Raw genomic sequence first — 22,280 nt, forward strand, 5'->3', positions numbered from 1 at the left:
GTGGTGAGAGAATATTTAGCAGACAAGTACGATGTGATCCTTGAAAAAGGAAATGACGAAAGAGGCATCAACGTAGGATTTTTGGTTAAAAAATCTCTCAACGTTAAATTCGAGCTTAAAAGTCATAAACATTTAAAATATGGAAAAGATCACGGGGTTTATCCAGCAGGTACACCTATTTTTGCCAGAGATTTACCGGTGCTTTATTTGAGACAGCAGGATGGGAGCAATTCGCGCGCAAGTGAAGATCCTGATCTGGTAGTTTTAGGTATGCATTTAAAATCCAAAAGGCCTACTGAAGGAGATTTTGAATCGACAAGTCGTAGAGAGGTAGAAATTCAAACCGCAGCTAAAATTCTACAACAAACAGAAGAGCACTACGGAGGAAAAGTTCCTGTGCTATTGGCAGGCGATCTTAATACCTACATCGAATCTAAAGAGGCCTCTGCTTTAAGAAACTCTTTTGATGACTCTTTATCTCTCATGGGTGATAGGCTTTCTTTTGGTCAAAAGGTGACTCACACGTTTCATCCTCTCGTTCCGGCTTACAATCCGTCGATGGCAGGTAGAAAATTTGAAGGTGAAGTTCAGCCTCATCAAGTCGACGTACAATATCTCAATTCTGCAATGACAAGAAGATTGCTTAAATCTTATGTCTATCATTACAAAGATCACAATGGTGAAATCAAAGTTTATTATGGCAGAAGAGGGGATCCTGCGATCTATCCAAAAACTTTTCAAGAAAGAAAGAAGAATCCGTCAGATCATATGCCAGTTGTTGCTGAATACGATATGACTAGAAAATAGCACCGCGTCTCCTATCATTTTACTTTTCGTTTGGGTCAAATCTTGCTAAATTCAATCGCATGTTTGATCAACTCTCGGATAAATTATTAGCATCGCTTAAAAAAGTACGTGGCCAAGGTTCCATCACTGAGGCCAATATCGAAGAATCTCTACGCGAGATCAAACTCAATCTCTTGGAAGCTGATGTTCATTTTAAAGTCGTAAAAAACTTTATTGAAAGAGTAAAAGCAAAAGCCATTGGGACCGAGGTTGGAAAAAACATCACCGCGGGTCAACAGTTTGTAAAGATCGTGCACGACGAATTAGTGGAACTCCTTGGTGGAACATCCACTCAGATCAACATCAAAGCTTCGCCTGCAATTATTTTCTTAGTGGGTCTTCAAGGTACGGGAAAGACCACAACGTCTGCAAAACTTGCTCTCTACATTCGAAAACAATTTCAGAAGCGTCCAGGGTTAGTGCCTGCGGACATCTATCGTCCTGCCGCTATCGATCAATTAAAGACGTTGGCGAAGAATAACAACCTTCCAGTATTTGATACTCAGGTGGGTCAAAAACCTCAAGACATTGTAAAGAACGCAAAAAAATGGGCAGAAGAAAATCAAGTCGATGTGATCATCGTAGATACGGCTGGCCGACTTCAAATTGATGAAAATTTGATGGGCGAACTTGGCGATTTAAAATCCATCATGAACCCTCACGAAGTTTTACTCGTAGTCGATGCAATGTTGGGCCAGCAATCGGTAAGTGTAGCAGAAGGCTTCCATCAGAAGTTAGGTCTTACCGGATTAGTACTCACTAAAATTGACGGGGATGCTCGTGGTGGTGCTGCGCTTTCTATTAAAGAGATGACCGGCGTTCCAATTAAATTTTTAGGTACAGGCGAAAAGACTGATGCTCTAGAAGTGTTCCATCCAGATCGCTTAGCAGGTCGAATTCTAGATATGGGCGACGTAGTTTCGCTAGTTGAGAGAGCGGCTGAGGTCATCGACCAGGAAAAAGCGTTAAAAGCTGCTAAAAGAATGGCGAGAAATGAATTCACTGTGGAGGATTTCTTAGATCAACTCCAGCAGATTAAAAAGCTCGGAAGTTTCGAAGGCATCATGAAAATGATTCCAGGAATGGGTCAAGCCATGAAAAAAATGAAGGACATGGTTCCTCCCGACAAAGAAATCAAAAAGATTGAAGCAATTATACATTCCATGACCGTTGTAGAGAGACAGAATCATAAAATTCTTAATGGTTCTAGGCGCTTAAGAATTGCAAAAGGAAGCGGAACTCAAGTGAGTGACGTGAATAAATTCATTAAACAATTCGAGCAAAGTCAAAAAATGATGTCTACTATGATGAAATTTGGCGGAAAAGGTGGCTTTCCTGGTATGGGCAGCGGCTTTAAATTTCCATTCTAAGCTCTTTATTATAAATTTTGTTTCATTTAAACCCTTCCTTGAGTAAAATATCTGTTGCAGTTCGGCTTAAAAAAAAGTAAATCCAATGGATTGATTTTTATAAATATTAAGCTAATGTTAAGAGCTTGGCTATTTATAACCAGTTATTTAACCAGTTATACTAGTGAAATGGTCACTAATTAAGGAAAAGGAATCTCAAATGGTAGTTATTCGTTTAAGCCGCATCGGATCTGTTAATAAACCTAAATATAGAGTTACAGTTGCTGACTCAAGAAGACCGACATGTGGAAAATTCATTGAAGTAGTTGGAACATACAATCCAAACCCACGTGGAAAAGAAAAAGAAGTTGAGTTGAACTTAGAAAAAGTAAACAGCTGGATTTCAAAAGGTGCTCAACCTACTGCAAGAGTAAAAAACATTATGAAACTTGCAGCGAGCGCGAAATAAAGTGAATGTGGCAGGAAGCTGCCATAGATTTTTTAATCTCGAATTAAAGATCACACCATTTTAAATCTCATCGGTGGTGTGGTAGGGCAAATTTTTAGAAGAGTAAGGGAGCAATAAATAATGGATTACACAAGCTTGAAAGATTTAGTTGAATTCATGGCTAAATCTCTAGTGGATAAGCCAGATGAAGTTTCTGTGAACGAGATGATTGGGGAGCAAACTACAGTTGTAGAACTGAAAGTAGCAAAAGAAGATCTCGGGAAAGTCATTGGTAAGCAAGGACGTACGGCTCGTTCTATGAGAACAATTTTGAACGCTGCAAGCACTAAGCTTTCAAAAAGAAGTGTTCTAGAGATCGTAGAATAAATTAAAGTCTCTAAATAACAGAGAATAAAATAAAGTTTGAAGGGGCATCACAAGCGTGGTGCCTTTTTTATTTAAAAAAAATTGTTAAGAAAAATTGGTAATTGTTAGGCAGAAAACTAAGCAATGGTGAAGATAAAAAATGGATGAAAATAAATTAGCGAATTTTGTGAGTGTTGGAAAAGTAAGAGATTCCCATGGTCTCAAAGGCGAACTCTATGTTGTTACAAATTTAGATAAAGCGCCGCCATGGTTAGAACAATTCTCTGAATTCACTTTGGAGTATAAGGCACCAAATGAAGAAGGAAAACACGAGAATCAATTAAAGAGTTTTTCTGTAAAGAGAACTCGCCCACATAAAACTGGATTCATTGTAAAGTCAGACGAGATCAACGATAGAAACGAATCTGATCTTTACAAAGGCGCCGTGTTTTATATTAAAAAAAGTTACATTGAAACTAAATCGGGTGAAGAAGTTTACTTAAAAGAAGTAGAAGGCTTTAAGGTTTACGACAAAGGAACTTTGGTTGGAATAATCGTAGGATTTTCTTCAAATACAATCCAAGATCTTCTCATTGTAAAAACTCAAAGTAGGGAAGTTGAAATTCCTTTTGTGAAGGCCTTTGTTGTAAAAATGGATGCCGCAAATAAAAAAATTGAAATGGATTTGCCAGAAGGGCTTCTTGAAATCACCGGCACTGAGGAAAATGATGAAGGCGATGAAGAGAATTGATATCATCACCTTATTTCCCGAGATGCTCCAGAGTATTTTTTCGTATGGGGTCCTTAGCCAAGGCGTAAAAAATAATATATTAGAAATCCATTATCACAATCCTCGCGATATGAGCACAGACAAGCATCGCACAGTGGATGATCGACCTTATGGTGGCGGTGAGGGAATGGTTTTGATGGCCGAGCCTCTGGCAAAAACTTTTAAAAATATTCCTAAGTCCGAAAAAACTAAATTCATCTATCTTTCTCCACAAGGTAAAAAGTTAGACTCTAAGAAATCTCAGGAACTCTCACAATACGATCAGTTGATTTTTCTCTGCGGAAGATACGAAGGGGTGGATGAAAGATTTGTGAGTCTCTATGTCGACGAAGAGCTCTCTATCGGTGATTATGTCTTGAGTGGCGGAGAGCTTCCATGTGCGATTGCCGTGGACTCCATTAGTCGCTTCTATGAAGGACTTCTGGGTAACAAAGGCTCCTTTGAAAAGGATACTTTCCAGGGTCAATTAGTAAAATATCCTCAATTTACAAGGCCCCCAGAGTTTGAAGGACTTAAGGTTCCCGAGGTTTTGACCTCTGGGAATCACAAACTGATAGAAAGCTTCCGAAAGAAGCTTTCTGTCCTAAGAACTCATTTTAAAAGACCTGACATGATGTTTTTAAGATCTGAAGATCCTAAGCACGCTAAAACCTCCCTTAGGGAGCTCGATTCAGCTTTTGAGCTCTACGAAAAACTCAGTTCCGAAGAGAGAAAAATATTGGGGTTACCTGATATTTCTACGTAATCATTATTGACTCTAAATCCAGGGACATGTTAATTATTTCGATCTCACTAAAAATGAACTTAAAGTTATTTTAAAGTTAAAGGAATCACGTATGTTAGAAACATTAAGACGCATCGCAAAATCAAGAAGTAAGGCAGCTAAATTACCGGCAGTTAGATCTGGTGACACAGTTAATGTTTTTGTAAAAGTACGTGAAGGTGAAAAAGAGAGAGTTCAGGTTTACACAGGAACTGTAATTAAAGTTCAAAACGCAGGTTCAAACAAAACATTCACGGTAAGAAAAATTTCTGACGGCATTGGAGTGGAAAGATGTTTTCCATTCGCTAGTCCGGCTTTAGAAAAAGTTGAATTGGTATCCCGCGGACAAGTAAGAAGATCAAAACTTTACTATCTAAGAAATCTTAAAGGTAAAAAAGCTAGAATCAATTCGGATCCAGTTGCAATGGAAGCCGCTCCAGCAGCAGCTGTTGATGCTACTGTGCCTAAAGCAACAAAAGAACCTAAAGAATCAAAACAAGCTAAGAAATAATTTAACTTAAATGTTTCCTCCTTTTGAATGGAAAACATTAAGCCCAAGCCCTGTCATCGGAGTCGATGAGGTGGGGCGTGGTTGCCTTGCGGGTAGAGTTTATGCTGCAGCAGTTATTCTTCAAAGTGATGAAGGAATCGAAGAATATACGGATTCCAAACTTTTGACGAAAATCCGTCGTGAGAAATTAGCCAAACACATTTTAGAGCATCATAAGGTCGGCATCGGTTTTGCTACTGTAGAGGAGATTGATAATATCAATATTCTGAAGGCAGCGTTACTTGCGATGAAAAGAGCGGTGGAACTTCTTGGAGTTTCAAATGGTCATCTTGTGGTGGATGGAACATTTAAAGTTCCGGGACTCATTCATCTCACTCAAACCACTTTGATCAAAGGGGATTTGAGGTGTGCGCCAGTTGCAGCTGCTTCGATTGTTGCAAAGGTGACTCGTGATAGATACATGGCGGAACTCTCAAATCAATATCCTCAATATGATTTTGCGAAACACAAAGGATATTCAACTCAAATCCATAAACAGAAGATTGCTGAGTTTGGCGCTTCCCCAGAACACCGTAAAACTTTTAGAGGCGTTCGAGAATACGTCTAATACCAAACATCTGCATGGTTTTTTAGCAGAGCTTCAAGTTATACGATGCTACCTCAAAAAAGGTTATACCCTTAAAAGTCATCGTCAAAAATATTTTAAAACAGAAATTGATATCGTCATGGAGTCATCCACGAAAATCATTCTTATTGAAGTGAAGTTAACGACCCATTTGGATTTTATCTTTTATCGAATGTCGCCTACTCAAAAGAAAAGACTCAAGAATGTTTTTTTAAGATTTATTCAAATCACTTCTAAAGATGTCGAGTTTCATTATGTCATTACTGACTTTAAGCAATTTCATACTTTCGAGGACTTTCTCGGTTGACACTTCAGGGGCGTTAAGAGAACACTTTATCTATGGGAATGACAAAAAAAGCCTTAGTGAGTTTAGTGACTGTAGTATTTATTTCAGGAGTTACGGTATTCCCTGTTCAAGAGGCAAAAGCTGATCCTGGTCGTGAATTTCTGATGAGTATAACCTACGGAACTTTAGCGGGAACTCTTTTAGGGACAGCATCTTTGGCCTTCACTGATAAACCCGGAGATAAACTTCAAAGGATCGCAAGAGGCGCATCTTTAGGATTGTACTTTGGTATTTTATTAGGACTTTATGTAGTGTACGGAGTCTCTGATGAGAGTGATGAGCTCAATAATATCTTACCACCTGAAGACGACTATGGATTCAAGTTACGAAATCCGATTGTCTATCCAACACTTTCTGAGAATGGAAGAATGGATGGAGCAGCTTTCAACGTTACTATATTCAAATTTTAATTAAATTTTAATTCTGGTTTAATCCTGTTTCACTTTTACCATCGAACAAGAAACTCACGTTAAGATCAAATTCCTTTTGTACATCGACTTTCTTTTCTTGAGAGAAAATAATCGCCCAACAATCTCCGGGTGGACGGAACTGCACCGTAAAGCGATAAGCTTGGAAAGCATCTTTAAGAATATTGTAAGTTGTTTCTCCGTGAAACTTTAAGTACTTTACATAAAAGCCCACTCCGGTCGTGATATCGCGAGTTTTTGAAGTCGGGTTGACGATTGTCCCATCGGAAATCAAAAAGTCTTGCGAGTAAGTGACTTGGAGATAATTCTCATCTTTGTCAAAGACCTTCACACGAGTCGCTTGGGTCGTACTTTTTTGATAAGGATAATATTTAATTAAAGAGTTGGTTTCAAACCAATCAAATCTCATGTCGAGTAAGCTCCCAATCTCTGACCACGGTTGTTTTTTTTCTGTTCCAGTTTCTCTTTTTTCTTCATGAATATCATAACTCTGATAAAGCTTGTGGCGAATGAGCTGGCGGTATTCAGGAGTTCCTTGTTCGTATCTTTTTCTCCAAATTTTATTTGATAGAGAATAGGTTACAAGATTTTTTTCATAAATTCTATCTCGATAATCAAATTGGATACTGTCGCCATCGCTCACAGGTTGATCTTTTTTAAAATTCGAATCAAACGAGTCACCTTTGAAAAAAGGGTGCTCAGGTTGTTCGTCCCAAGGAATTGTTGTGTATGTGATCTCAGGTTGAATCACGTGTTTGTAACGACTTCCACTGGGATTTTCTTCTCCAAAGATTCTACTGAAGTGAGTGTTCATTGAAAGATTAGTTCTAGCGTATCTTCTATAAGTAGAAGGATCATCGCCCAACGAGAATTGGTATCTTGTTTCTCTATAAGAAACCGAAGGTGTTAAGTTGAAAGCTTCGCCAAATCGAATCGGATATGTAACCGTAGGCTCAATATCTAGCCTTTGTCCAGTGCGAATAAGATCATTTGCAGGATCAAAAGTTCCATCCGGTGGGAGTGCAACTGGATCCGATCCGCCACTCAGATTATCATAACTGATGTTGTCTCTCGTAAAATTTGTATAATTCAAATTGATATTGAATAAGAAATCAGAATCCAAAATACGAGTAGGCATAATTGAATAATTAATTTCAGGGAATCTGTGCACAGATGTATAGTTACTCTCGAGTGGGTTGGTGTTGAGTAAGCTCCTATAGTAAGAAGTATCAATACTCCAGTGAGAATAATCCGTATTTTTTGTCAGGGAAATTCTATTTTCTAAGCTAGGTTCACCACGGCCTGCGATTTCTTTAGAAAAGTCTCTTGGGTAATAAGTGTCACTCACGGTATTGATGTCCATTCTATGAATAAATCCATAGGGCAGCTGATAATGATGTTCGTACTTTAGGAACCAACGATTGATATCTTCTCCCAATGGATTGTAAGGTGCAATTTCCGTACTTTTAGAAAAAAGTCTATCTTTCAGGAAACCAAAGTCAAATTCACCCTTACTCTCTGTTGACGAAACATAACGATAATTTAAAATCCCTTTGGTGCCTCTGTTGGTGTAATACTTGGCCGTCCACGTGGAATCTGTGTTATCGGACATCGCCCAAAAGAAGCTTTCTGATACGGTGAAACCACTCGAGTCACTGTACTGATAACTTGGGAAGAGTAAGCCTGTTTGTCTTTCGCTCTTCAGTGGCACTATCAAATACGGAAACCATAATGCAGGAACGCGACCAAAATAAATTATAGCGTTTTGGATATAGGCATAACCACCAATTTCGGCATCCACTTTCGATCCGCTGAAACTCCAAAAAGGAGGACACGTTGTACACGCGGTGTACTTTCCACGAAGCGTTTGATATTTGTCAGCTGATAATTTTTTAATTTCATCGCCTTCGAACAAAACTTGTCCGACTTGTACGAATCCTTTTTTAATGATGCCAGTGTTATCTTTGTAGTTCAGTTCAATCTCTTGAGCTTCGAGCTTGGCCTCAGGTCCCACCATACGAACATTGCCTTTGCATTGGATGTAGCCTCTTTTTGTATCGATAGAGGCTTCATCGCAACCAATATACTGACCTTGATAAATGATCTGTGCTTTTTTCTTAAGTTTAATAACTTGATTTTTTTGATCGTAACCCGTGATGGTCGCATCTTCGGCATCGAAAGTGATTCCGTCCGCTGTATTTTGAGTGCGCGCAATTGTACTGAAAAAAGTTGTTCCTACAAAAACAAACAAGACGAGCGTGGAGATAAAATATTTTTTGTACAAAGCCATTGGCTCAATTTTATCTATGAAAGAACACCAATGAGTAGCTTAAATTGAATTACGACATGACGCGGTTATTTTGTCTTAAATTCATAGACTCCATCCCAGTTCTCAGGAGGAGGATTCTGTATGTACTCTTGGCAGCGCTCGATATAAAGCTGTGTGGGAGAGTCGTCTGGAATTTTATTGAGGATTTGAAGGAAGCTCTGAAGGGCAGAATCGAAATTTCTGCTATGATATTGCTCAAATCCTTGGGCAAAAAGGTCTACGGCTTCTTTGGTTTTTGGATCTACTTTCATGTCAGAAACAAGCTCATAGATCTTTACTGGCAAAAGCTTGCCCTTAACGCGAACCCAGTCCAATTCCCTGACCGTAAAATCGGCCTTTACTTGAGCATAAGTGAATTCGCTGATGATGATCTTAGTGCCATAACTTTTATTGATCCCCTCTAAGCGAGAGGCCAAGTTTACGGCATCGCCCATAACAGTATAAGATCTCACTATGTCTGACCCCATATTACCTACGCTCATATCGCCCGTGTTTATACCAATTCCGATATCTAATGGAGGCAATTGTTCTTTAGCAAATTCTATATTGATCTCTTTTAATTTCTCTAACATTTCAAGAGCCGTTATACAGCATTTCTTGGCATGTTGTTTGTCAGATATTGGTGCCCCAAAGAAAGCCATAATCGCATCACCAATGTATTTATCAAGGGTACCGTCGTTTTTAAATACAAGTCTTGTCATAGGAGTGAGATATCTGTTGAGGAAGGCACTTAAGATCTCGGGGTCTAATTTTTCAGAGAGTGTTGTAAAGCCTCTCACATCGGAGAACATCACTGTCATGTTTTCTTTTCGTCCACCCAGCTTAATTTTTTCTGGATGAGACAGGATTTCATTTACAACGGCAGGGGATACATACTTTTGAAATGTGCCTTTTAATTCTTTCTTTTTTCTTTCTTCAGTTAAGTATTTGTAAAATGTGAGTAGAATATAAATAGTTACCGTTAAGAGAAGAGGAAAGACAACTGCAATCACAATTCCTTTCGAGAATATTGTGTATTTATCAATAAAATAAATTCCAATAAGAGCAGCAATTGCTATGACAGAACCATAGGTGGCACCAGTTCTTGCAATGCCAAGACTTAAAATTAAACCAAAGACAAAAATAAAGAGCAGCATGTAGATGGGTTCATCTGGGATATTTTTAAAGTACTGTTTTTGTAAGATATTCTCGGCAATGTTAGCGTGGGTTTCAACTCCGGGAAAGTTTTCTGCAAAAGGAGTTACTCTCAAGTCATAAATTGCAACTGCTGTGGCGCCAATGAAAATAATCTTGTCCTTCAAATACGTTTTTTTATTTACAGTTAGTTTTTTTTCTTCGCCTTTTTGGCGTTGAGTGATAATCATTTCTTCTTTGTTGTTCAGGAGTTCATTCACGCTGATATAAGCAAACATCTTTTGTGGACCAGCATAATTGATATTGATTCTACCTTCTGCATCCACGGGTATGGAATCAACAGGATCTCCAGACTCTGAATTTGTCATAGTGAGTTCACTGATCATTTTGTTATTTGGATTATTAGGATCTTGATTCAATACCGCCATAATTCCTCGGTTCTGTGCGGTGAGTACGGTTTTCAGAGCTAAGCTGGGGACGATGATATTTCCATATCTAGAAATGAGTTTTGTTCTGCGAATGTAACCATCACTGTCCTGAAATGCGTTGAAGTAAGCGAAGTGTTTTCCTTTTTTAGAAATTTCAGGAATATTCACCCAGAATCTTCCAGCATGGTTGATGGGGTTGTTTAAAGTAGAATTTTTGTAATTTTCTATCCATGTCTTAGCATTGATATCCTTCAATTCTTCATTTTGAATTTGAAAAGTGGGCCAGTTTTTTTCAATCCAATCGATAGATTGAGCATTTACCAAGAAATTCAGACACAACTTTTCTTTTGTTTCTAATATTTTTTTGCGAATTTCTTGAGGATATAGACCCGTGCTATCTTTTTCAATATCGGCACTGATCTTTGTCATAGCAGTTTTTAGAAATTCTTGAATAGAAGATGGAAGTTCTTGAGAAATTTGATCAATAGGAACAACAGGATTCTCTTGACTCTCAAGGCTTGGATATTCTGGGCTTGATTCATCAATGGCTTGGGCGCAGCCCATTTGGTAAGGAGCAAACTCATAGTTTTGATCAAAATAAATTCCTAGAACAATTTTGTCTGCAAAAGATTCAATAGATGAAGCCAGTGTAGTGTCATTATTATTCCCAGTTTCTTTTTCAGAAAAAATAATATCGAATCCAACGGACTTAACTTCATTTTTCTTTAATTCATCAACTATCTTTGCCATGACATCGCGAGACCAAGGCCAGCGGCCAAATCTTTCTATAGAATCTTCATCGATTGCTAAAATTGCAATCTGATCTGAAACCGGAGTCTCTCCACGGTTAGTCATACGAATATCAACGGACTTTTGATGTGAAATATTTAGGATATTAAGAATAGAATTATTTTCAGATTCATGTTGTGGTGTTGTATAATACTTGTAGCTTACATAAAAAATAATTGCAGTCGCTATGATCCCTAGTTTGAACGCAGATGGTGTAAAAATATTTTTTATCCAATTCAAAAATTTCATTGTTGTCGTACTCTACCTATCATCTCTTTACTGATCATCTTTCTTCTAGTTTTCTTTTTTTAAACCGTGCTTAATCTCAGTGATAAGATCATAAACTTCTCTTCTTGTAAGCTTTGTAAGGTCCTGCACTTTCTTTAGTATGTCAGAAGGTTTTAAATTTTCACGCACTAAATCGGTCAATTCATCTTTTAGATCTTCTAGGCTCATCAGTGCTTTTTCTTGGCCTGGATAAATCACAACAAATTCACCTTGAGGTTTTTTAGATTCAAAATATTCAATCATCTCGGATATGGGTTTATAAATAATTTCTTCATAATTTTTTGTTAATTCTCTTAAAACCAGACAGTTTCCTGTAAATATTTTAGAAGCATCCTTTAGATGTTCAATTAAACGGTGAGGCGACTCAAAAAATACAATCCTATCTGCTACCGAAGATTTTTCTTTAAACTCTTTTAGGCGATCAGTTGAATTTTGAGATGGAAAGCCTCCGAAGTAATGGCTTTTTCCGCCAATCGGACAAACACTTAAGGCATAGGTTAGGCTTGATGGTCCAGGTATTCCAACAACAGGAATATTATTTTCAAAGCAGAGTTTTAGAATTTGAAATCCTGGATCAGAAATATTTGGAGTTCCTGCGTCAGAAACTATGGCGATGGTTTTTCCTTTTTCTAAAAAACGAATTAACTCAGGAGCAGAGCCTTTCTCGTTATGTTCATGATAGGCAATTACATTTTGAGTTGTAAGGCCCAATTCACTTGAGAGTTCTTTGAAGGTACGCGTGTCTTCTGCGGCGATATAATCAGCCAGCCTAAGGACTGTTTTGGCGTGCTCACTAATATCATTGGGATTTCCGATTGGAAGGGCAACAATATAGAGTGTTCCGGGATTGAGAGACGAATTCTGGTCCTTGTTCATATTGTGAGCCTCTTCATTCAAGTGATAGAATTTAATACATATAATAAACAATAACAAGATTGATAGGCGAGGTCAAAAAATGAGAGCTGAAATTACTAAAAATGGCGAGATAACTATTGTTAGTCTGGAAGGTCAAATCAGCTTTGATACGATTACTCCGTTCCGAGACCATTGTATGACAAAATTAAAAGGAGCAAAAGTAGTTTTTGATCTTGGCCAGTTGAACTTTGTAGGATCCATCGGAATCACATCATTTTTTGAAATAATCAAAGACGTTGTTGAAATGAAAACGCTAGAGCCTAAGTTTTGTAATGTGAAGTCAGAGTTCCACAAGCTTTTCACGGCGTGGTTCTCTAACAACGTAGAAATTTACGAACAAAAAGAACACGCTATTTATGCCTTCCAAAATCCATCAGCAGCAGCTGTAAATCAAACAAATGATGCGAAAACACCAATTCGCGTTCCGCAATTCAAATTGATTCAAGAAGAGTGGTTCGATGGTAGATCTACAAAAGATTACAGCGAAGATTCGGAAGATTAAGAATTGCTCTGAATATCTCCAAATTCAGAAATCAATTCACCTGATTCATTTTTAGAAGTTTCCTCAAACTCAATATTTGATATTTGCGATTGATGAGAATGTCCTGTTTGAATCTCAGATAGTAAATTTTGAATCTTATTCAATAAATCTTTTTGTCCGGCCTTAGTTTGTTCAGTTTGAGCAAAAGAAATCGGCTCTGCAGGAATTTTATTGAATCTCACTTGGAAGGCCTGAAGCTTTCTTTTAAATTCTTCTTCCGCAACTAAAAGTTTTTGCTCAAGGAATTCTGCCTTTTTACGGCTTTCGAGTAAGCTTTGAGAAAGTTCTTTATTGATTTGATCTTGAGCAGTGTTCTTTTTATTCAATTCATCCATTTTGATTGTGTTGTCCTGATAGATGAGTTGCATGCTTTGAAGTTGATCGTTCATTTGACGATTTTCAGTTTCAAACATAGCTTTTTGCTCTGATACTTTTGCGTACTGGCCAGAAATTTCTCTCAATTGAATTTCAAGAGTTGTGAGCTTATTGTTGTCCAGAGTTTTTTGCTGAATGAATTCTTGAGAAATTTGCTCAAATTCATTTTTAAGATCTGTGTATTTTCTCTCAAAGAAGATAGATTTATTACTTAATGCAGCTTCGTTTTCTTTTAGAGCTTCAAGGCTTGTTTTATATTCTACGTTTTGTGATTGAAGAGATGCGGTTTCAATTTTTAGAGTTTCAAATTCTTTAGAAATTTCTTGAAAGCGAATATCATGATATTGAGTGAGATCCATTTGCGTGCGCTCATTTTGAACGTTGATAGCTTGGATGCGATCAAGAGCATCGGAGTATTTTTTCTTTAAATCTGTAATGAACTCTAATTGCTTTATGCCTTGTTCATTCAAAACTAAAATTTGATTTTTAAGGTTTACGATTTCAGCTTTTAAATTCGTAATAAAAGGACGTACAAAGGCTTTAATTCTTTTTCTGTACTGAAGATAACGGTGAAGTCTATAGCTGATCTTTTGAATGTAATTCACTTTATCTTGATATGCGGAATAGAGTTCTGCAAAGCGTTTTTCTACAGCAGAAGTTTGTTCATACAATTTTTGGTTTTCAAATTCGAGGTGTTTATTTTTTTCGACATTTACAGACGATTGATCCTTCAAGATATCGTACTGGCTTGCGATAGAGTGATAGATCTCTTCTTGGGAATCAATTTTTTGTTCTAATTCTATGTTTCTTTTTAATGAAACGGTAAGTCTCGCCATCAGGTCTTGGTTTTGGCTTAAAAGAGTTTGCATTGCTCTGGATTTACTTGTTTCAAACGAAGGTTGTGGAATTTGATTTGGAAGAGGAATATTTTCGAAGCTACTAGAAGAATATTCTATTGGTTCAAAATTGTTCGATGCGAGATCGCCAAATTCAAAGTCATTTGAATCGTTTTTATCTTGATCTGTCTTATCAGGATTTATCCGATTATATTGGTCGAGTCTTGAATCCATTCAATATCCCCCCTCATATTCTCATTCTGATACAGGAGTTGTATGAAAGTCGAGAAAAAGATTTAATCTTTTTAGGACTAAGATCCGATCTAGTTAGTATGAATGAAGCTAAAAAACTCGACCTTGATGAAAGTCTAGCTGATGTCTCTGCAGGTGTAGACATTAAGAGCCAAGAGGATCTGGAACTAAAACTTTCAGAGAATATCAGTGGTCGTCTAGATGGCTTACGATATACGATTTTGAGTTTGGTAGTAGAGGGTAGGTATGACACAGCCATCGCCGAGATCAGCTTCTACGCAAACTCAGAGCAAAAACTTCAAGTCTTTAGAACAAAAGCTCAAAGGTATTTGAATCACTGTGAAGAGCTTATTCGTGCAGTAGAGTCCAAAATTAAATTCTGTCAAACGAGAACTATCACTCGCTCTCAGAAGCACCAGCTCTATTTGATGGTGATGAAGCACTTCCATGAGCTCACAGACTCGCTCAAAAAAATTGAAAGAATAGAAAATGATATTCGTGTGAATGACTTAAAATCCACAGTATGGGTACTTAAAGCCTTTATTATGTGTCTTGGTACTCTCATTATGTTTAGTATGGTGAAAGAGGCCATCCAGGGTATGAAAATGCCTCTTATGGTTGTAGTGAACGATTCAGTTGAATTTATTTTTCAATTGATCGGGATGTGATTACTTGTGAAGCTTGGTGTAAAGCTCTTCGAGAACCGCAATAACATGTCCTGCTGAAAGCTTTTTGCCATTCACAAAAACTGCGGGAGTTCCTTCCACCTTTGCTTCTTGTCCCATCTTAGCCTGGGCCGTGATGAACTGAGTAGCTTCATCGGACTGGATACAAGTACTGAGAGCTGAATGATCTAAGCTTAAATCGGAAGACATTTTTTCAAAATTTGAGTTTTGCTCAGTGCCAAAGCGATCAAAAATCCATCCGTGGGCTTTCCAGCCTTTACCTTGCTTCTCTGAGCAGTAAACTGCTTTGGCAAGAACACATCTCTTGCCACCATTGCCTCCGGATCCTAGTGCTGGGTTGCAGGCACTGTCTAAAGGAAAACTAAAAAACTGAAGTTGGATATCAGGTCTTGAGTTCACAAAGGAGTGAAGATTATGAGAAGCGTTTTTACAGTGGACGCATTCAAAGTCGGCAAATTCAATAATTGTGAATTTTGGAGTTTCTGATCCTTCTTTGAGCATAGGTGTTCCAAATTTTTGTTCAGGAGCTCTTTCCCATTCACCAATCACTTCAACTAGCATGTGGGAGCTTTTTTGTTTAAATCCTCTTGAGCCCATGTCATGACTAATGAAAGCAACTGCCGGAATGGCAATGATAGATACAAGAACATAAACGAGCCCTGTTTCTCCAGACTTAAGGAGGTCTTTAAAATCTTCTTTTGTTGGGATAAACGAAACTTCTTTATAACGAGCAAGCACCATAAAGTTTAAAATAGACAAAACATAGAGAGTCATACAGAAAATGCAGTAAGTGCTCATCATCGTGAAAGCAATGATTCCCATCACTGCAGAAGCAACAAGCGAAATTAGAGAGAATAATTTTATGAATCGAAAGATTGAAGGTTGTTTGCCTGGGGAAGTAACAGCCAAAGAGAACAAAAATAAGAAGGCTATATGAAACGCCATTCCCCAAGTTGCGAGAGGAAGCCCTGCAAAGTAAGAGTAAGGACTTATTGAAACGGATTCACAATTCAGAGTTTCGCTCACCGAGCACAGAGACTTTGCTCCTTCAAACCCATATCTAAATTCGTAGTGTGTATTCATGAGGTAGATGTGAAGCAAGAATGATACTAAAACTAGAATAAATGAGACTTTTAATTTCATGGAATTTCCTCTCTCCTGCTATCGCATTAACTAAAGCGTAATTAGAAATCAGTTTTATATTGAAATCAAATGCTTTTTGGGTGGAAAATAGACAGATGCATCTAGTATATATAGCTGAAACATTTCTAAAGCTTGATAACAACAAAGAATCTGTCAAGACTTCCAAAATTGCTATGAAAGCTCTGTTTTATGATGAACAAACCAAATCCTGGGCTAATCCCTTTGAAATGGATCAACGAACAAAGTTGGATTATCTTTTGAACCTCAATGAATTTAACGAACGAAAGTGGATTTTGCTTAAAAAGAATACTTCACAGAGAGACAATCAGAGAGAAAATGAAAAGTACGAGCAAAAAGGGCCGTACTCCTCTCGTGAAATCTTTGATATGATCACACAATCGGCAGTTCGCCTCAGAGATCCAATCTGGAAAGAGGGCATGACCAAATGGGAATCGATCAAAGAGGTTCAAACCTTTAGAGTGTTAGAAAATCTATCAACTCCTCATGAAACGGACGTTGCTGATATTTTGAGTAGTGTGATGATGTATGATTCTGAGATGCGTCGAGTCGAAGAGAAAAACTCTAGTCCTCTTGATTCTGACGAAGTATTTATGATTCTTGACGACAAATAAAGGCAAACATGATCGATATCTTAAAGGCTCAACTTTCTTTAGAACTGGCAAATGGAATTCAACTTCCAAAAGAACAAATTTATCAATTGCTAGAAAATCCAAAAAGTATTGAGCACGGGCACTTAGCGTTTCCAGTTTTTATGCTGGCAAAAGAACTCAAAAAAGCTCCACCTCTTATTGCTCAAGAATTAAAGGCAAAATTTGATGGAAAAATTTCTCATGTAGAGCAAATTACCGCGGTGGGTGGATATCTCAATTTCACCTTTGATCTTATATACCTTCAAAATCTTTTATCTCACGCCGTTGCCGACTCTGCTTCGGGCAAAGTGCGCTTAGGTTATCAGAAGCCAAAAGCCGAACGAGTAGTTATTGATTATTCCTCGCCCAACGTAGCAAAGCCCATGAGCATCGGTCATTTGAGAGCAACAATGATTGGGCAAGCCGTGAGAAACTTAGCCGAATCTCAAGGTTATCAAGTCACAGGATTGAATTATCTGGGTGATTGGGGGGTGCAGTTCGGAAAGTTAGCTTACGCTTATTCTGAATGGGAAGGTGGAAAAAATAAAAACTACGATTTCACGCAAAAACCCTTCGAAGCACTTTACCAGCTCTACGTGGATTTTCACAAAGCTGCCGAAGAAAATCCAGAATTGGACGCCAAGGGTTCGCTTACTTTTAAGCGGTTAGAAGAAGGCGATAAAGAGATCGAAAAAATATGGAAAATGTTTTTAGACATTTCTCTCAATGAGTACAAACGCATTTACGGGCTTCTCAATGTGAACTTTGATCTTATTCAAGGAGAGTCTTTCTATAACGATAAGCTTGAATCTACAGTAGAGCTCATCAATAAAAAAGGTCTTCTCACAGAAAGTGATGGAGCCCAGGTTGTTTTCTTAGATGATGATATGCCTCCTTGTATTATTAAAAAATCCGATGGTGCTTCCCTCTATGCCACTCGCGATATTGCTAGTGCTATTCATAGGCATGATGGAATGAAAGGCGATCACTTGTTGTATGTTGTAGGGGTGGATCAGAATCTTCACTTTAGACAAGTTTTCAAAGTTCTAGAAAAAATGGGTTATGATTGGGCCAAGAATTGCCATCATGTCGCTTTTGGAATGTACCGATTTAAAGACATCGGAAAAATGTCGACTCGCAAAGGAAATGTTATTTTTATGGATGATGTTTTAAATAAGTCCATTGAGCTTGCAGAAAAAATCATCGAAGAAAAAAATCCAGATCTTTCTGATAAAAAATTAATCGCTCAGCAGGTCGGTGTGGGTGCCATTGTTTTTAATGATCTCTCTTCAGACCGCATAAAGAATGTGGATTTTGATTGGGATAGAGTTTTAGATTTCGAAGGGGACAGTGGTCCTTATGTGCAATACTGTGCTGTGAGATGTAAGAGCATTTTAAGAAAGTTTGAAGGTAGAATTCCAGTGGACACAGAAGTTCCTCTTGTGTCTTCAGAAGAAAAAACATTGGTAAAGCAACTCCTTCTATATCCTGAAATTTTATCGATTTCTTATAAAAATTTTAAACCAAGTTTTCTTGCTCAATACCTTTTGGAAGTGTGTAAGGCCTTTGGCTCGTTCTATACTCACAACAAAATCCTGGACGATAATCTAGATGAGAAAACGAAGCTCGCACGTCTCAGGTTGGTACAGTGTACTGAAACCCTATTAACTGAAGGTTTAAGAACTTTGGGTATTCAAAGTCCACAGAAAATGTAACCTAAAGACATAAAAACTCTTCTCTTTTCTCTCAATAGAACCTCTGGGACTACCGATATATCTATTGATGAGTACTCGATTATTTGCATTTTTTATTTTACTGATGCTGTTTGGAATTCAAACCGTTTTCTTTTCATTCAAGAACGAATTGGATGGAAAACAAGAATTAGAGTTTGAAATTGCAAGCTTGAGAAAAGAAATTGAGCGCGAGAAGGCAAAAACAGAAATTGCGCACTACGAACTTGATTCTTTTAAGCAAAAAGTAGCAATGGTATTGCCTCAAAATATTCCACAGCAGGATTATTCAGTTCGTAACATCGCTAGTATCGTGAGCGAAACAAAGCCTCTTGATATTAAAGCCAAGCTACAATTCTCTTTGATTAAAAAAACCTACTTAAAAAATGAATTTGCTAAAGCAGCAATTGATCTTAAGGATTACACAAAGACTTACCCAGAATCTCCGTTTGTATTGGAAGCTTATTATCTTCTAACAATGAGCTACTACAAATCCTCACAGCTTGAGAGTGCAATGAAAACTGTCGACATTCTGGTGGAACAATTCCCAGACAGTGAAATGACAGGATTGGGTCTTTTAGTCATGGGAGATATCTTGCGTAAGCAAGAAAGATACGACGATGCTACAGAGATTTATAAAACAGTTAAGAAGAACTTCTCATACCCGGAGCTTCAAAAACAAGCTGACGCAAAATTGGAAGCTAATAAGATATGAAGTTTTTAAACGTACTTTTTTTTATCTTGGCCTTCACACTAGAAGTGAGAGTACGTGCCTCTGAAGTAGTCTTGAAAAAAATTATAGAAACCCCGGATCACTGCCTAGAAGAAACTGGATACTGCATTATCAAAAATCTAGATAAAAAATATTCTTACAAAGGCGAGAGTTTTACTTTGTCTCTGACTCCAGAGTCCATAGTCGTAAGACACAAACAAAGAGAATTTTCTTTTGTCAAAGGTCAAGTTTATATAAAGGCCGACACCAAGGTAACTTTCGAGATTCCTTACGGAACCATTGAAGTGGAGTCGGATTCACAAGTTCTTTTGGAAAAATATGAAGACAAGGTGACGATCCAAACAATATTTGGAAAGGCTTTCCTGAAGCCCCTTGGTGAGAAGAAGCCCATTCTTGTTATGGCGGGGCATGAAAATTACATTTCCCAAGTTGGTGAGAATTTTAAGGCACAAACAGGGATTCCGAAGCCCATCATCATAGAGCCACTTCTTAAGGCATGGGCTTATCATGTAGAGATTAAAAAAGAAAAATTTTTAGAAGATGTTGAGGTTTTTAAATCCATCCATGAAAAGGCCGTCCAAGAGCTATCGATTTTGAATGAGCAGATTGCAAGCCGTGAAATTGCATCCGTAAAGGCAGAAAAATTAGCCCATGAAGAGCGGGCAAAAAAAGCTAAAGAGCAAAAAGAAAAGATGCAAAACATTTACTATCAACGTCTCTTAAGTGAATAAAATCCCTTAAACTGAAGCATAATTCACACACCTTTCCCTGTTATTTTTCTATAGCTATATTCTTCTCAACTGAGCGCTTGAAAAATGCCACTGGTTTCAGTAACTAAGCGTCGGTAGTCTTTTACACGATTTTGTATGTAAAATATTCAATTGCAATATGGCAAATACCTTTTAGAGTCCTTTCCAAAGTGGCGTTTTTCAAAAGAAAAAATGCAAATGCGTGGGGAAAAACTTAGGGGTTTATGTTCGATAAATACATTGTTCTGAAAAGAACAACATTCTTTATTTTACTTAATTTTTTGATACTTGGTGTGTCTAATCTGGCACATGCAGTTGCTGATTTTGGTAATCCCGGAGTTCTTCCTGTCGGGAGACATCAAGTCACCTTCCGCTTTGGTCAAGTTTCTGAAATTCAAGATAAGTTCAGTGATTCGGGTAAACTTCAAAGTCCGGGTCGGATGAATAAAAGATTCGACAATGCTTTTTTAATGACACAAGCAGAGTTCAAAGCTTTTGCAAAGATTATCGATAATCAGATTTTAAATAGGGATGTGTCTTCAGAAGTAGATTTAGGAGCTGCTGAGTTTAAGGGCAATGCAAGTGTCGATTATTTTGCTCCTCAAATTGCAAGAGGAATTACTTCTATTTGGAGTATTGGAGTTGCTGTTCCTTTTGTACGATACAGATCTGATATCGCGGTGATGAATACAGGTATAAATACATTTGAACGCATTGGTCCCACTGTTGTCAGCGCTGAGCAATCGCCAAATCTTGATCCAAAGATTGGCAGACAGATAAAGGCAATGATTGCAGGCCCTAGAGCTATTATTACAAATAAGCTTGAAGATCAAAATTACAAACCTATTTCCGGCCGAGATGAACAATTTGTTGGTGATGTTGTTCTGGGAAGTTCTCTTAAACTTTATGATTCAAAAGTAGTAGATTTTTACTTACTACATCAGCTGACATTGCCCACGGGCCCAAAAGATGATGCCGATGATTTACTGGATTTAAATATCTTTGGAAAAACACAACTACAGACAGTTTTGTTTACTAATATTGATATCGCAAGATGGCTAGAGCTTGGAATTGGTGTGAGCTACAATTGGGGAATCGAGAACGATATTGAAAAGCGTGTTCCTGCCTTTGAAGGTGATGATATTCCAGCTGCTTCAACCAAGGAAACTTTGGCTAAGGACCCGGGTGATGCTATCGGTGCTCAAATTTATTCCTTGGCTAAGCTCAGTGATTATTATCATCTTGGGTTAGGTTATGAGATGAGCCGTCAACAGGCAGATGACTATTCTGGAAGTAGAAATTCAAGATATGATTTGTTAGAAAAGAATACTGATAAAGCCTCAGGAATTGCCAAATTCAAATTCACATACTCCGCTGTAGATGGATTTTTGAGAGGCCAAGAAAAGATTCCTTATTCGGTAACATATGCATTTGCGGATCACCTCTACGGGAAAAATGTTGAACGTGAATTGACTCATGAAGTGTTGTTAAAGTTTTATTTCTAGGAGAAACCATTTGAGAAAATATTTTTGTAACATAACATTTTTATTTGGCTTAACAACTTTGGTAACATCATGTTCTCCAAAATCAGAAAATACTGAATTTAAAGATTTACGTAAAGTTCAGTATAGTTATGAAGCTCGCAATCAAGATGCACAAATAATTCCTAATTCTGCAAATCAATTTCATCTTCAAAGTGTTTTAGGAATCGAGAAGGCAAAATCACAAAATACACCGATTGCTGATGATAGCGTAGAAATTTTTAGACTTGCGGAGGAAGCTCTTGAGCTGGGCGATATGCATGCGGGTTTCGAACGAAACCAATACAAAAAATTTGGCCATGATGTCTTACGCTTGTTTTATCAATCTAAAGAAAACGCTACGCAATTCGATAAAGGTAGCACAATGTATTTACCTGCGGCCTTAGGATTTGAAGGAGAGAGAATCAAAGCTCTTTTTCAAGGGATTAGTACAACCGAGAATATAAAGGGTGCGCAGGCCACGTTTAAATCTCATCATATCCTATGGCCAGTCAATCAGCCAACGTTACGACCTATTGAATTTATTAAAAGCATTAAGAGTTATTTGCTAGGTGTGGCTCCATCTTTTGAAAAAAACGGTGTGAGCAAATCGTTTGTAAGAACTTTTTCTAGTCAATTGAGCAGAGACTATATTCATGCCTTAGATAAGGCAGAAGTGAATCTTACGAATATTGGCCCAGATCAAAAAT

General features: G+C 37.7%; 23 protein-coding genes. 18 read left to right on the plus strand and 5 right to left on the minus strand.

All coding sequences use genetic code 11. The features are described 5' to 3' along the window. The 10 genes from V4596_09285 to V4596_09330 all read left to right on the plus strand — a co-directional run. On the plus strand, nt 1–807 hold an 807-nt coding region (locus V4596_09285), incomplete at its 5' end, for a hypothetical protein (protein ID MES2769327.1). A gap of 59 nt (nt 808–866) precedes the next feature. Then, nucleotides 867–2,216 (plus strand): signal recognition particle protein, encoded by a 1,350-nt coding sequence (gene ffh / locus V4596_09290; GenBank protein ID MES2769328.1) that lies wholly within the window; start codon nt 867–869, stop codon nt 2,214–2,216. Nucleotides 2,217–2,415: 199 nt separating this feature from the next. Then, nucleotides 2,416–2,664, plus strand: a complete 249-nt coding sequence (rpsP, locus tag V4596_09295; GenBank protein ID MES2769329.1) for a 30S ribosomal protein S16 — start codon at nt 2,416–2,418, stop codon at nt 2,662–2,664. Between the two features lie 120 nt (nt 2,665–2,784). Beyond that, complete coding sequence (locus V4596_09300) at nt 2,785–3,030, plus strand: KH domain-containing protein (protein ID MES2769330.1); 246 nt, start codon at nt 2,785–2,787, stop codon at nt 3,028–3,030. A 139-nt stretch (nt 3,031–3,169) separates the two neighbouring features. Continuing rightward, nucleotides 3,170–3,760, plus strand: a complete 591-nt coding sequence (gene rimM, locus V4596_09305; protein ID MES2769331.1) for a ribosome maturation factor RimM — start codon at nt 3,170–3,172, stop codon at nt 3,758–3,760. Next, complete coding sequence (gene trmD, locus V4596_09310; GenBank protein MES2769332.1) at nt 3,747–4,544, plus strand: tRNA (guanosine(37)-N1)-methyltransferase TrmD; 798 nt, start codon at nt 3,747–3,749, stop codon at nt 4,542–4,544. The genes rimM and trmD overlap by 14 nt, the downstream gene beginning before the upstream one ends. A 91-nt stretch (nt 4,545–4,635) precedes the next feature. Further along, the gene (rplS, locus tag V4596_09315; GenBank protein MES2769333.1) at nt 4,636–5,073 is read left to right on the plus strand and encodes a 50S ribosomal protein L19; all 438 of its coding nucleotides are present in this window, start codon (nt 4,636–4,638) and stop codon (nt 5,071–5,073) included. Between the two features lie 10 nt (nt 5,074–5,083). Continuing rightward, a complete protein-coding gene (locus tag V4596_09320; protein ID MES2769334.1) occupies nt 5,084–5,680 on the plus strand; it encodes a ribonuclease HII in 597 nt (198 codons plus the stop codon). After that, nucleotides 5,565–6,005, plus strand: coding sequence for a YraN family protein (locus V4596_09325; protein MES2769335.1), 441 nt, complete (start codon nt 5,565–5,567; stop codon nt 6,003–6,005). Before V4596_09320 ends, V4596_09325 begins: the two co-directional genes overlap by 116 nt. A 32-nt stretch (nt 6,006–6,037) precedes the next feature. Next, nucleotides 6,038–6,454 (plus strand): hypothetical protein, encoded by a 417-nt coding sequence (locus tag V4596_09330; GenBank protein MES2769336.1) that lies wholly within the window; start codon nt 6,038–6,040, stop codon nt 6,452–6,454. Nucleotides 6,455–6,461: 7 nt separating this feature from the next. Here the strand turns inward: V4596_09330 and lptD are convergent, their stop codons facing one another. From lptD to rsmI, 3 genes are all read right to left on the minus strand, one after another. Next, nucleotides 6,462–8,762: an LPS assembly protein LptD gene (gene lptD / locus V4596_09335; GenBank protein ID MES2769337.1), complete on the minus strand. Its 2,301-nt coding sequence runs from the start codon at nt 8,760–8,762 to the stop codon at nt 6,462–6,464. 65 nt (nt 8,763–8,827) lie between these two features. Continuing rightward, a complete protein-coding gene (locus V4596_09340; GenBank protein MES2769338.1) occupies nt 8,828–11,401 on the minus strand; it encodes an adenylate/guanylate cyclase domain-containing protein in 2,574 nt (857 codons plus the stop codon). Nucleotides 11,402–11,446: 45 nt separating this feature from the next. Beyond that, nucleotides 11,447–12,316, minus strand: coding sequence for a 16S rRNA (cytidine(1402)-2'-O)-methyltransferase (gene rsmI, locus V4596_09345; protein MES2769339.1), 870 nt, complete (start codon nt 12,314–12,316; stop codon nt 11,447–11,449). Nucleotides 12,317–12,395: 79 nt separating this feature from the next. Between rsmI and V4596_09350 the strand changes: the two genes are divergently transcribed. After that, the gene (locus V4596_09350) at nt 12,396–12,857 is read left to right on the plus strand and encodes an STAS domain-containing protein (protein ID MES2769340.1); all 462 of its coding nucleotides are present in this window, start codon (nt 12,396–12,398) and stop codon (nt 12,855–12,857) included. On the opposite strand, the gene V4596_09355 is transcribed toward V4596_09350, so the two are convergent. Then, nucleotides 12,854–14,341, minus strand: a complete 1,488-nt coding sequence (locus V4596_09355) for a hypothetical protein (GenBank protein ID MES2769341.1) — start codon at nt 14,339–14,341, stop codon at nt 12,854–12,856. The genes V4596_09350 and V4596_09355 overlap by 4 nt on opposite strands. Before the next feature lie 98 nt (nt 14,342–14,439). Here V4596_09355 and V4596_09360 point away from each other — a divergent pair, with 98 nt between their 5' ends. Beyond that, nucleotides 14,440–15,027 (plus strand): hypothetical protein, encoded by a 588-nt coding sequence (locus V4596_09360; GenBank protein ID MES2769342.1) that lies wholly within the window; start codon nt 14,440–14,442, stop codon nt 15,025–15,027. On the opposite strand, the gene V4596_09365 is transcribed toward V4596_09360, so the two are convergent. Then, nucleotides 15,028–16,188, minus strand: a complete 1,161-nt coding sequence (locus V4596_09365) for a vitamin K epoxide reductase family protein (protein ID MES2769343.1) — start codon at nt 16,186–16,188, stop codon at nt 15,028–15,030. A gap of 95 nt (nt 16,189–16,283) precedes the next feature. Between V4596_09365 and V4596_09370 the strand changes: the two genes are divergently transcribed. From V4596_09370 to V4596_09395, 6 genes are all read left to right on the plus strand, one after another. Further along, nucleotides 16,284–16,820 carry a GYF domain-containing protein gene (locus V4596_09370; GenBank protein ID MES2769344.1) on the plus strand — a complete coding sequence of 179 codons (537 nt, stop codon included), beginning with the start codon at nt 16,284–16,286 and terminating at the stop codon, nt 16,818–16,820. Nucleotides 16,821–16,828: 8 nt separating this feature from the next. Then, the gene (gene argS, locus V4596_09375) at nt 16,829–18,553 is read left to right on the plus strand and encodes an arginine--tRNA ligase (protein MES2769345.1); all 1,725 of its coding nucleotides are present in this window, start codon (nt 16,829–16,831) and stop codon (nt 18,551–18,553) included. A 103-nt stretch (nt 18,554–18,656) separates the two neighbouring features. Next, nucleotides 18,657–19,283, plus strand: coding sequence for a tetratricopeptide repeat protein (locus V4596_09380; GenBank protein MES2769346.1), 627 nt, complete (start codon nt 18,657–18,659; stop codon nt 19,281–19,283). Further along, nucleotides 19,280–20,032, plus strand: coding sequence for a hypothetical protein (locus V4596_09385; protein ID MES2769347.1), 753 nt, complete (start codon nt 19,280–19,282; stop codon nt 20,030–20,032). The genes V4596_09380 and V4596_09385 overlap by 4 nt, the downstream gene beginning before the upstream one ends. Before the next feature lie 242 nt (nt 20,033–20,274). Continuing rightward, entirely contained in the window at nt 20,275–21,555 is a 1,281-nt protein-coding gene (locus tag V4596_09390; GenBank protein ID MES2769348.1) for a hypothetical protein, read from the plus strand. A 10-nt stretch (nt 21,556–21,565) separates the two neighbouring features. Then, nucleotides 21,566–22,280: hypothetical protein (locus V4596_09395; GenBank protein MES2769349.1), on the plus strand; the 715-nt coding region annotated here is incomplete at its 3' end.

Source organism: Bdellovibrionota bacterium (assembly GCA_040386775.1).
Taxonomy (GTDB): Bacteria; Bdellovibrionota; Bdellovibrionia; order Bdellovibrionales; family JAEYZS01; genus JAEYZS01.

Bases quoted from the DNA above. Each gene is read 5' to 3' on its own strand.
- V4596_09300 (MES2769330.1), top strand. From the start codon at position 2,785: ATGGATTACACAAGCTTGAAAGATTTAGTTGAATTCATGGCTAAATCT.
- V4596_09320 (MES2769334.1), top strand. From the start codon at position 5,084: ATGTTTCCTCCTTTTGAATGGAAAACATTAAGCCCAAGCCCTGTCATC.
- V4596_09330 (MES2769336.1), top strand. From the start codon at position 6,038: ATGGGAATGACAAAAAAAGCCTTAGTGAGTTTAGTGACTGTAGTATTT.
- rplS (MES2769333.1), top strand. From the start codon at position 4,636: ATGTTAGAAACATTAAGACGCATCGCAAAATCAAGAAGTAAGGCAGCT.
- V4596_09350 (MES2769340.1), top strand. From the start codon at position 12,396: ATGAGAGCTGAAATTACTAAAAATGGCGAGATAACTATTGTTAGTCTG.
- ffh (MES2769328.1), top strand. From the start codon at position 867: ATGTTTGATCAACTCTCGGATAAATTATTAGCATCGCTTAAAAAAGTA.
- V4596_09340 (MES2769338.1), bottom strand. From the start codon at position 11,401: ATGAAATTTTTGAATTGGATAAAAAATATTTTTACACCATCTGCGTTC.
- trmD (MES2769332.1), top strand. From the start codon at position 3,747: ATGAAGAGAATTGATATCATCACCTTATTTCCCGAGATGCTCCAGAGT.
- V4596_09365 (MES2769343.1), bottom strand. From the start codon at position 16,188: ATGAAATTAAAAGTCTCATTTATTCTAGTTTTAGTATCATTCTTGCTT.
- lptD (MES2769337.1), bottom strand. From the start codon at position 8,762: ATGGCTTTGTACAAAAAATATTTTATCTCCACGCTCGTCTTGTTTGTT.
- V4596_09390 (MES2769348.1), top strand. From the start codon at position 20,275: ATGTTCGATAAATACATTGTTCTGAAAAGAACAACATTCTTTATTTTA.
- rpsP (MES2769329.1), top strand. From the start codon at position 2,416: ATGGTAGTTATTCGTTTAAGCCGCATCGGATCTGTTAATAAACCTAAA.
- rsmI (MES2769339.1), bottom strand. From the start codon at position 12,316: ATGAACAAGGACCAGAATTCGTCTCTCAATCCCGGAACACTCTATATT.
- V4596_09385 (MES2769347.1), top strand. From the start codon at position 19,280: ATGAAGTTTTTAAACGTACTTTTTTTTATCTTGGCCTTCACACTAGAA.
- V4596_09360 (MES2769342.1), top strand. From the start codon at position 14,440: ATGAATGAAGCTAAAAAACTCGACCTTGATGAAAGTCTAGCTGATGTC.
- rimM (MES2769331.1), top strand. From the start codon at position 3,170: ATGGATGAAAATAAATTAGCGAATTTTGTGAGTGTTGGAAAAGTAAGA.
- V4596_09325 (MES2769335.1), top strand. From the start codon at position 5,565: ATGATTTTGCGAAACACAAAGGATATTCAACTCAAATCCATAAACAGA.
- argS (MES2769345.1), top strand. From the start codon at position 16,829: ATGATCGATATCTTAAAGGCTCAACTTTCTTTAGAACTGGCAAATGGA.
- V4596_09355 (MES2769341.1), bottom strand. From the start codon at position 14,341: ATGGATTCAAGACTCGACCAATATAATCGGATAAATCCTGATAAGACA.
- V4596_09380 (MES2769346.1), top strand. From the start codon at position 18,657: ATGCTGTTTGGAATTCAAACCGTTTTCTTTTCATTCAAGAACGAATTG.
- V4596_09370 (MES2769344.1), top strand. From the start codon at position 16,284: ATGCATCTAGTATATATAGCTGAAACATTTCTAAAGCTTGATAACAAC.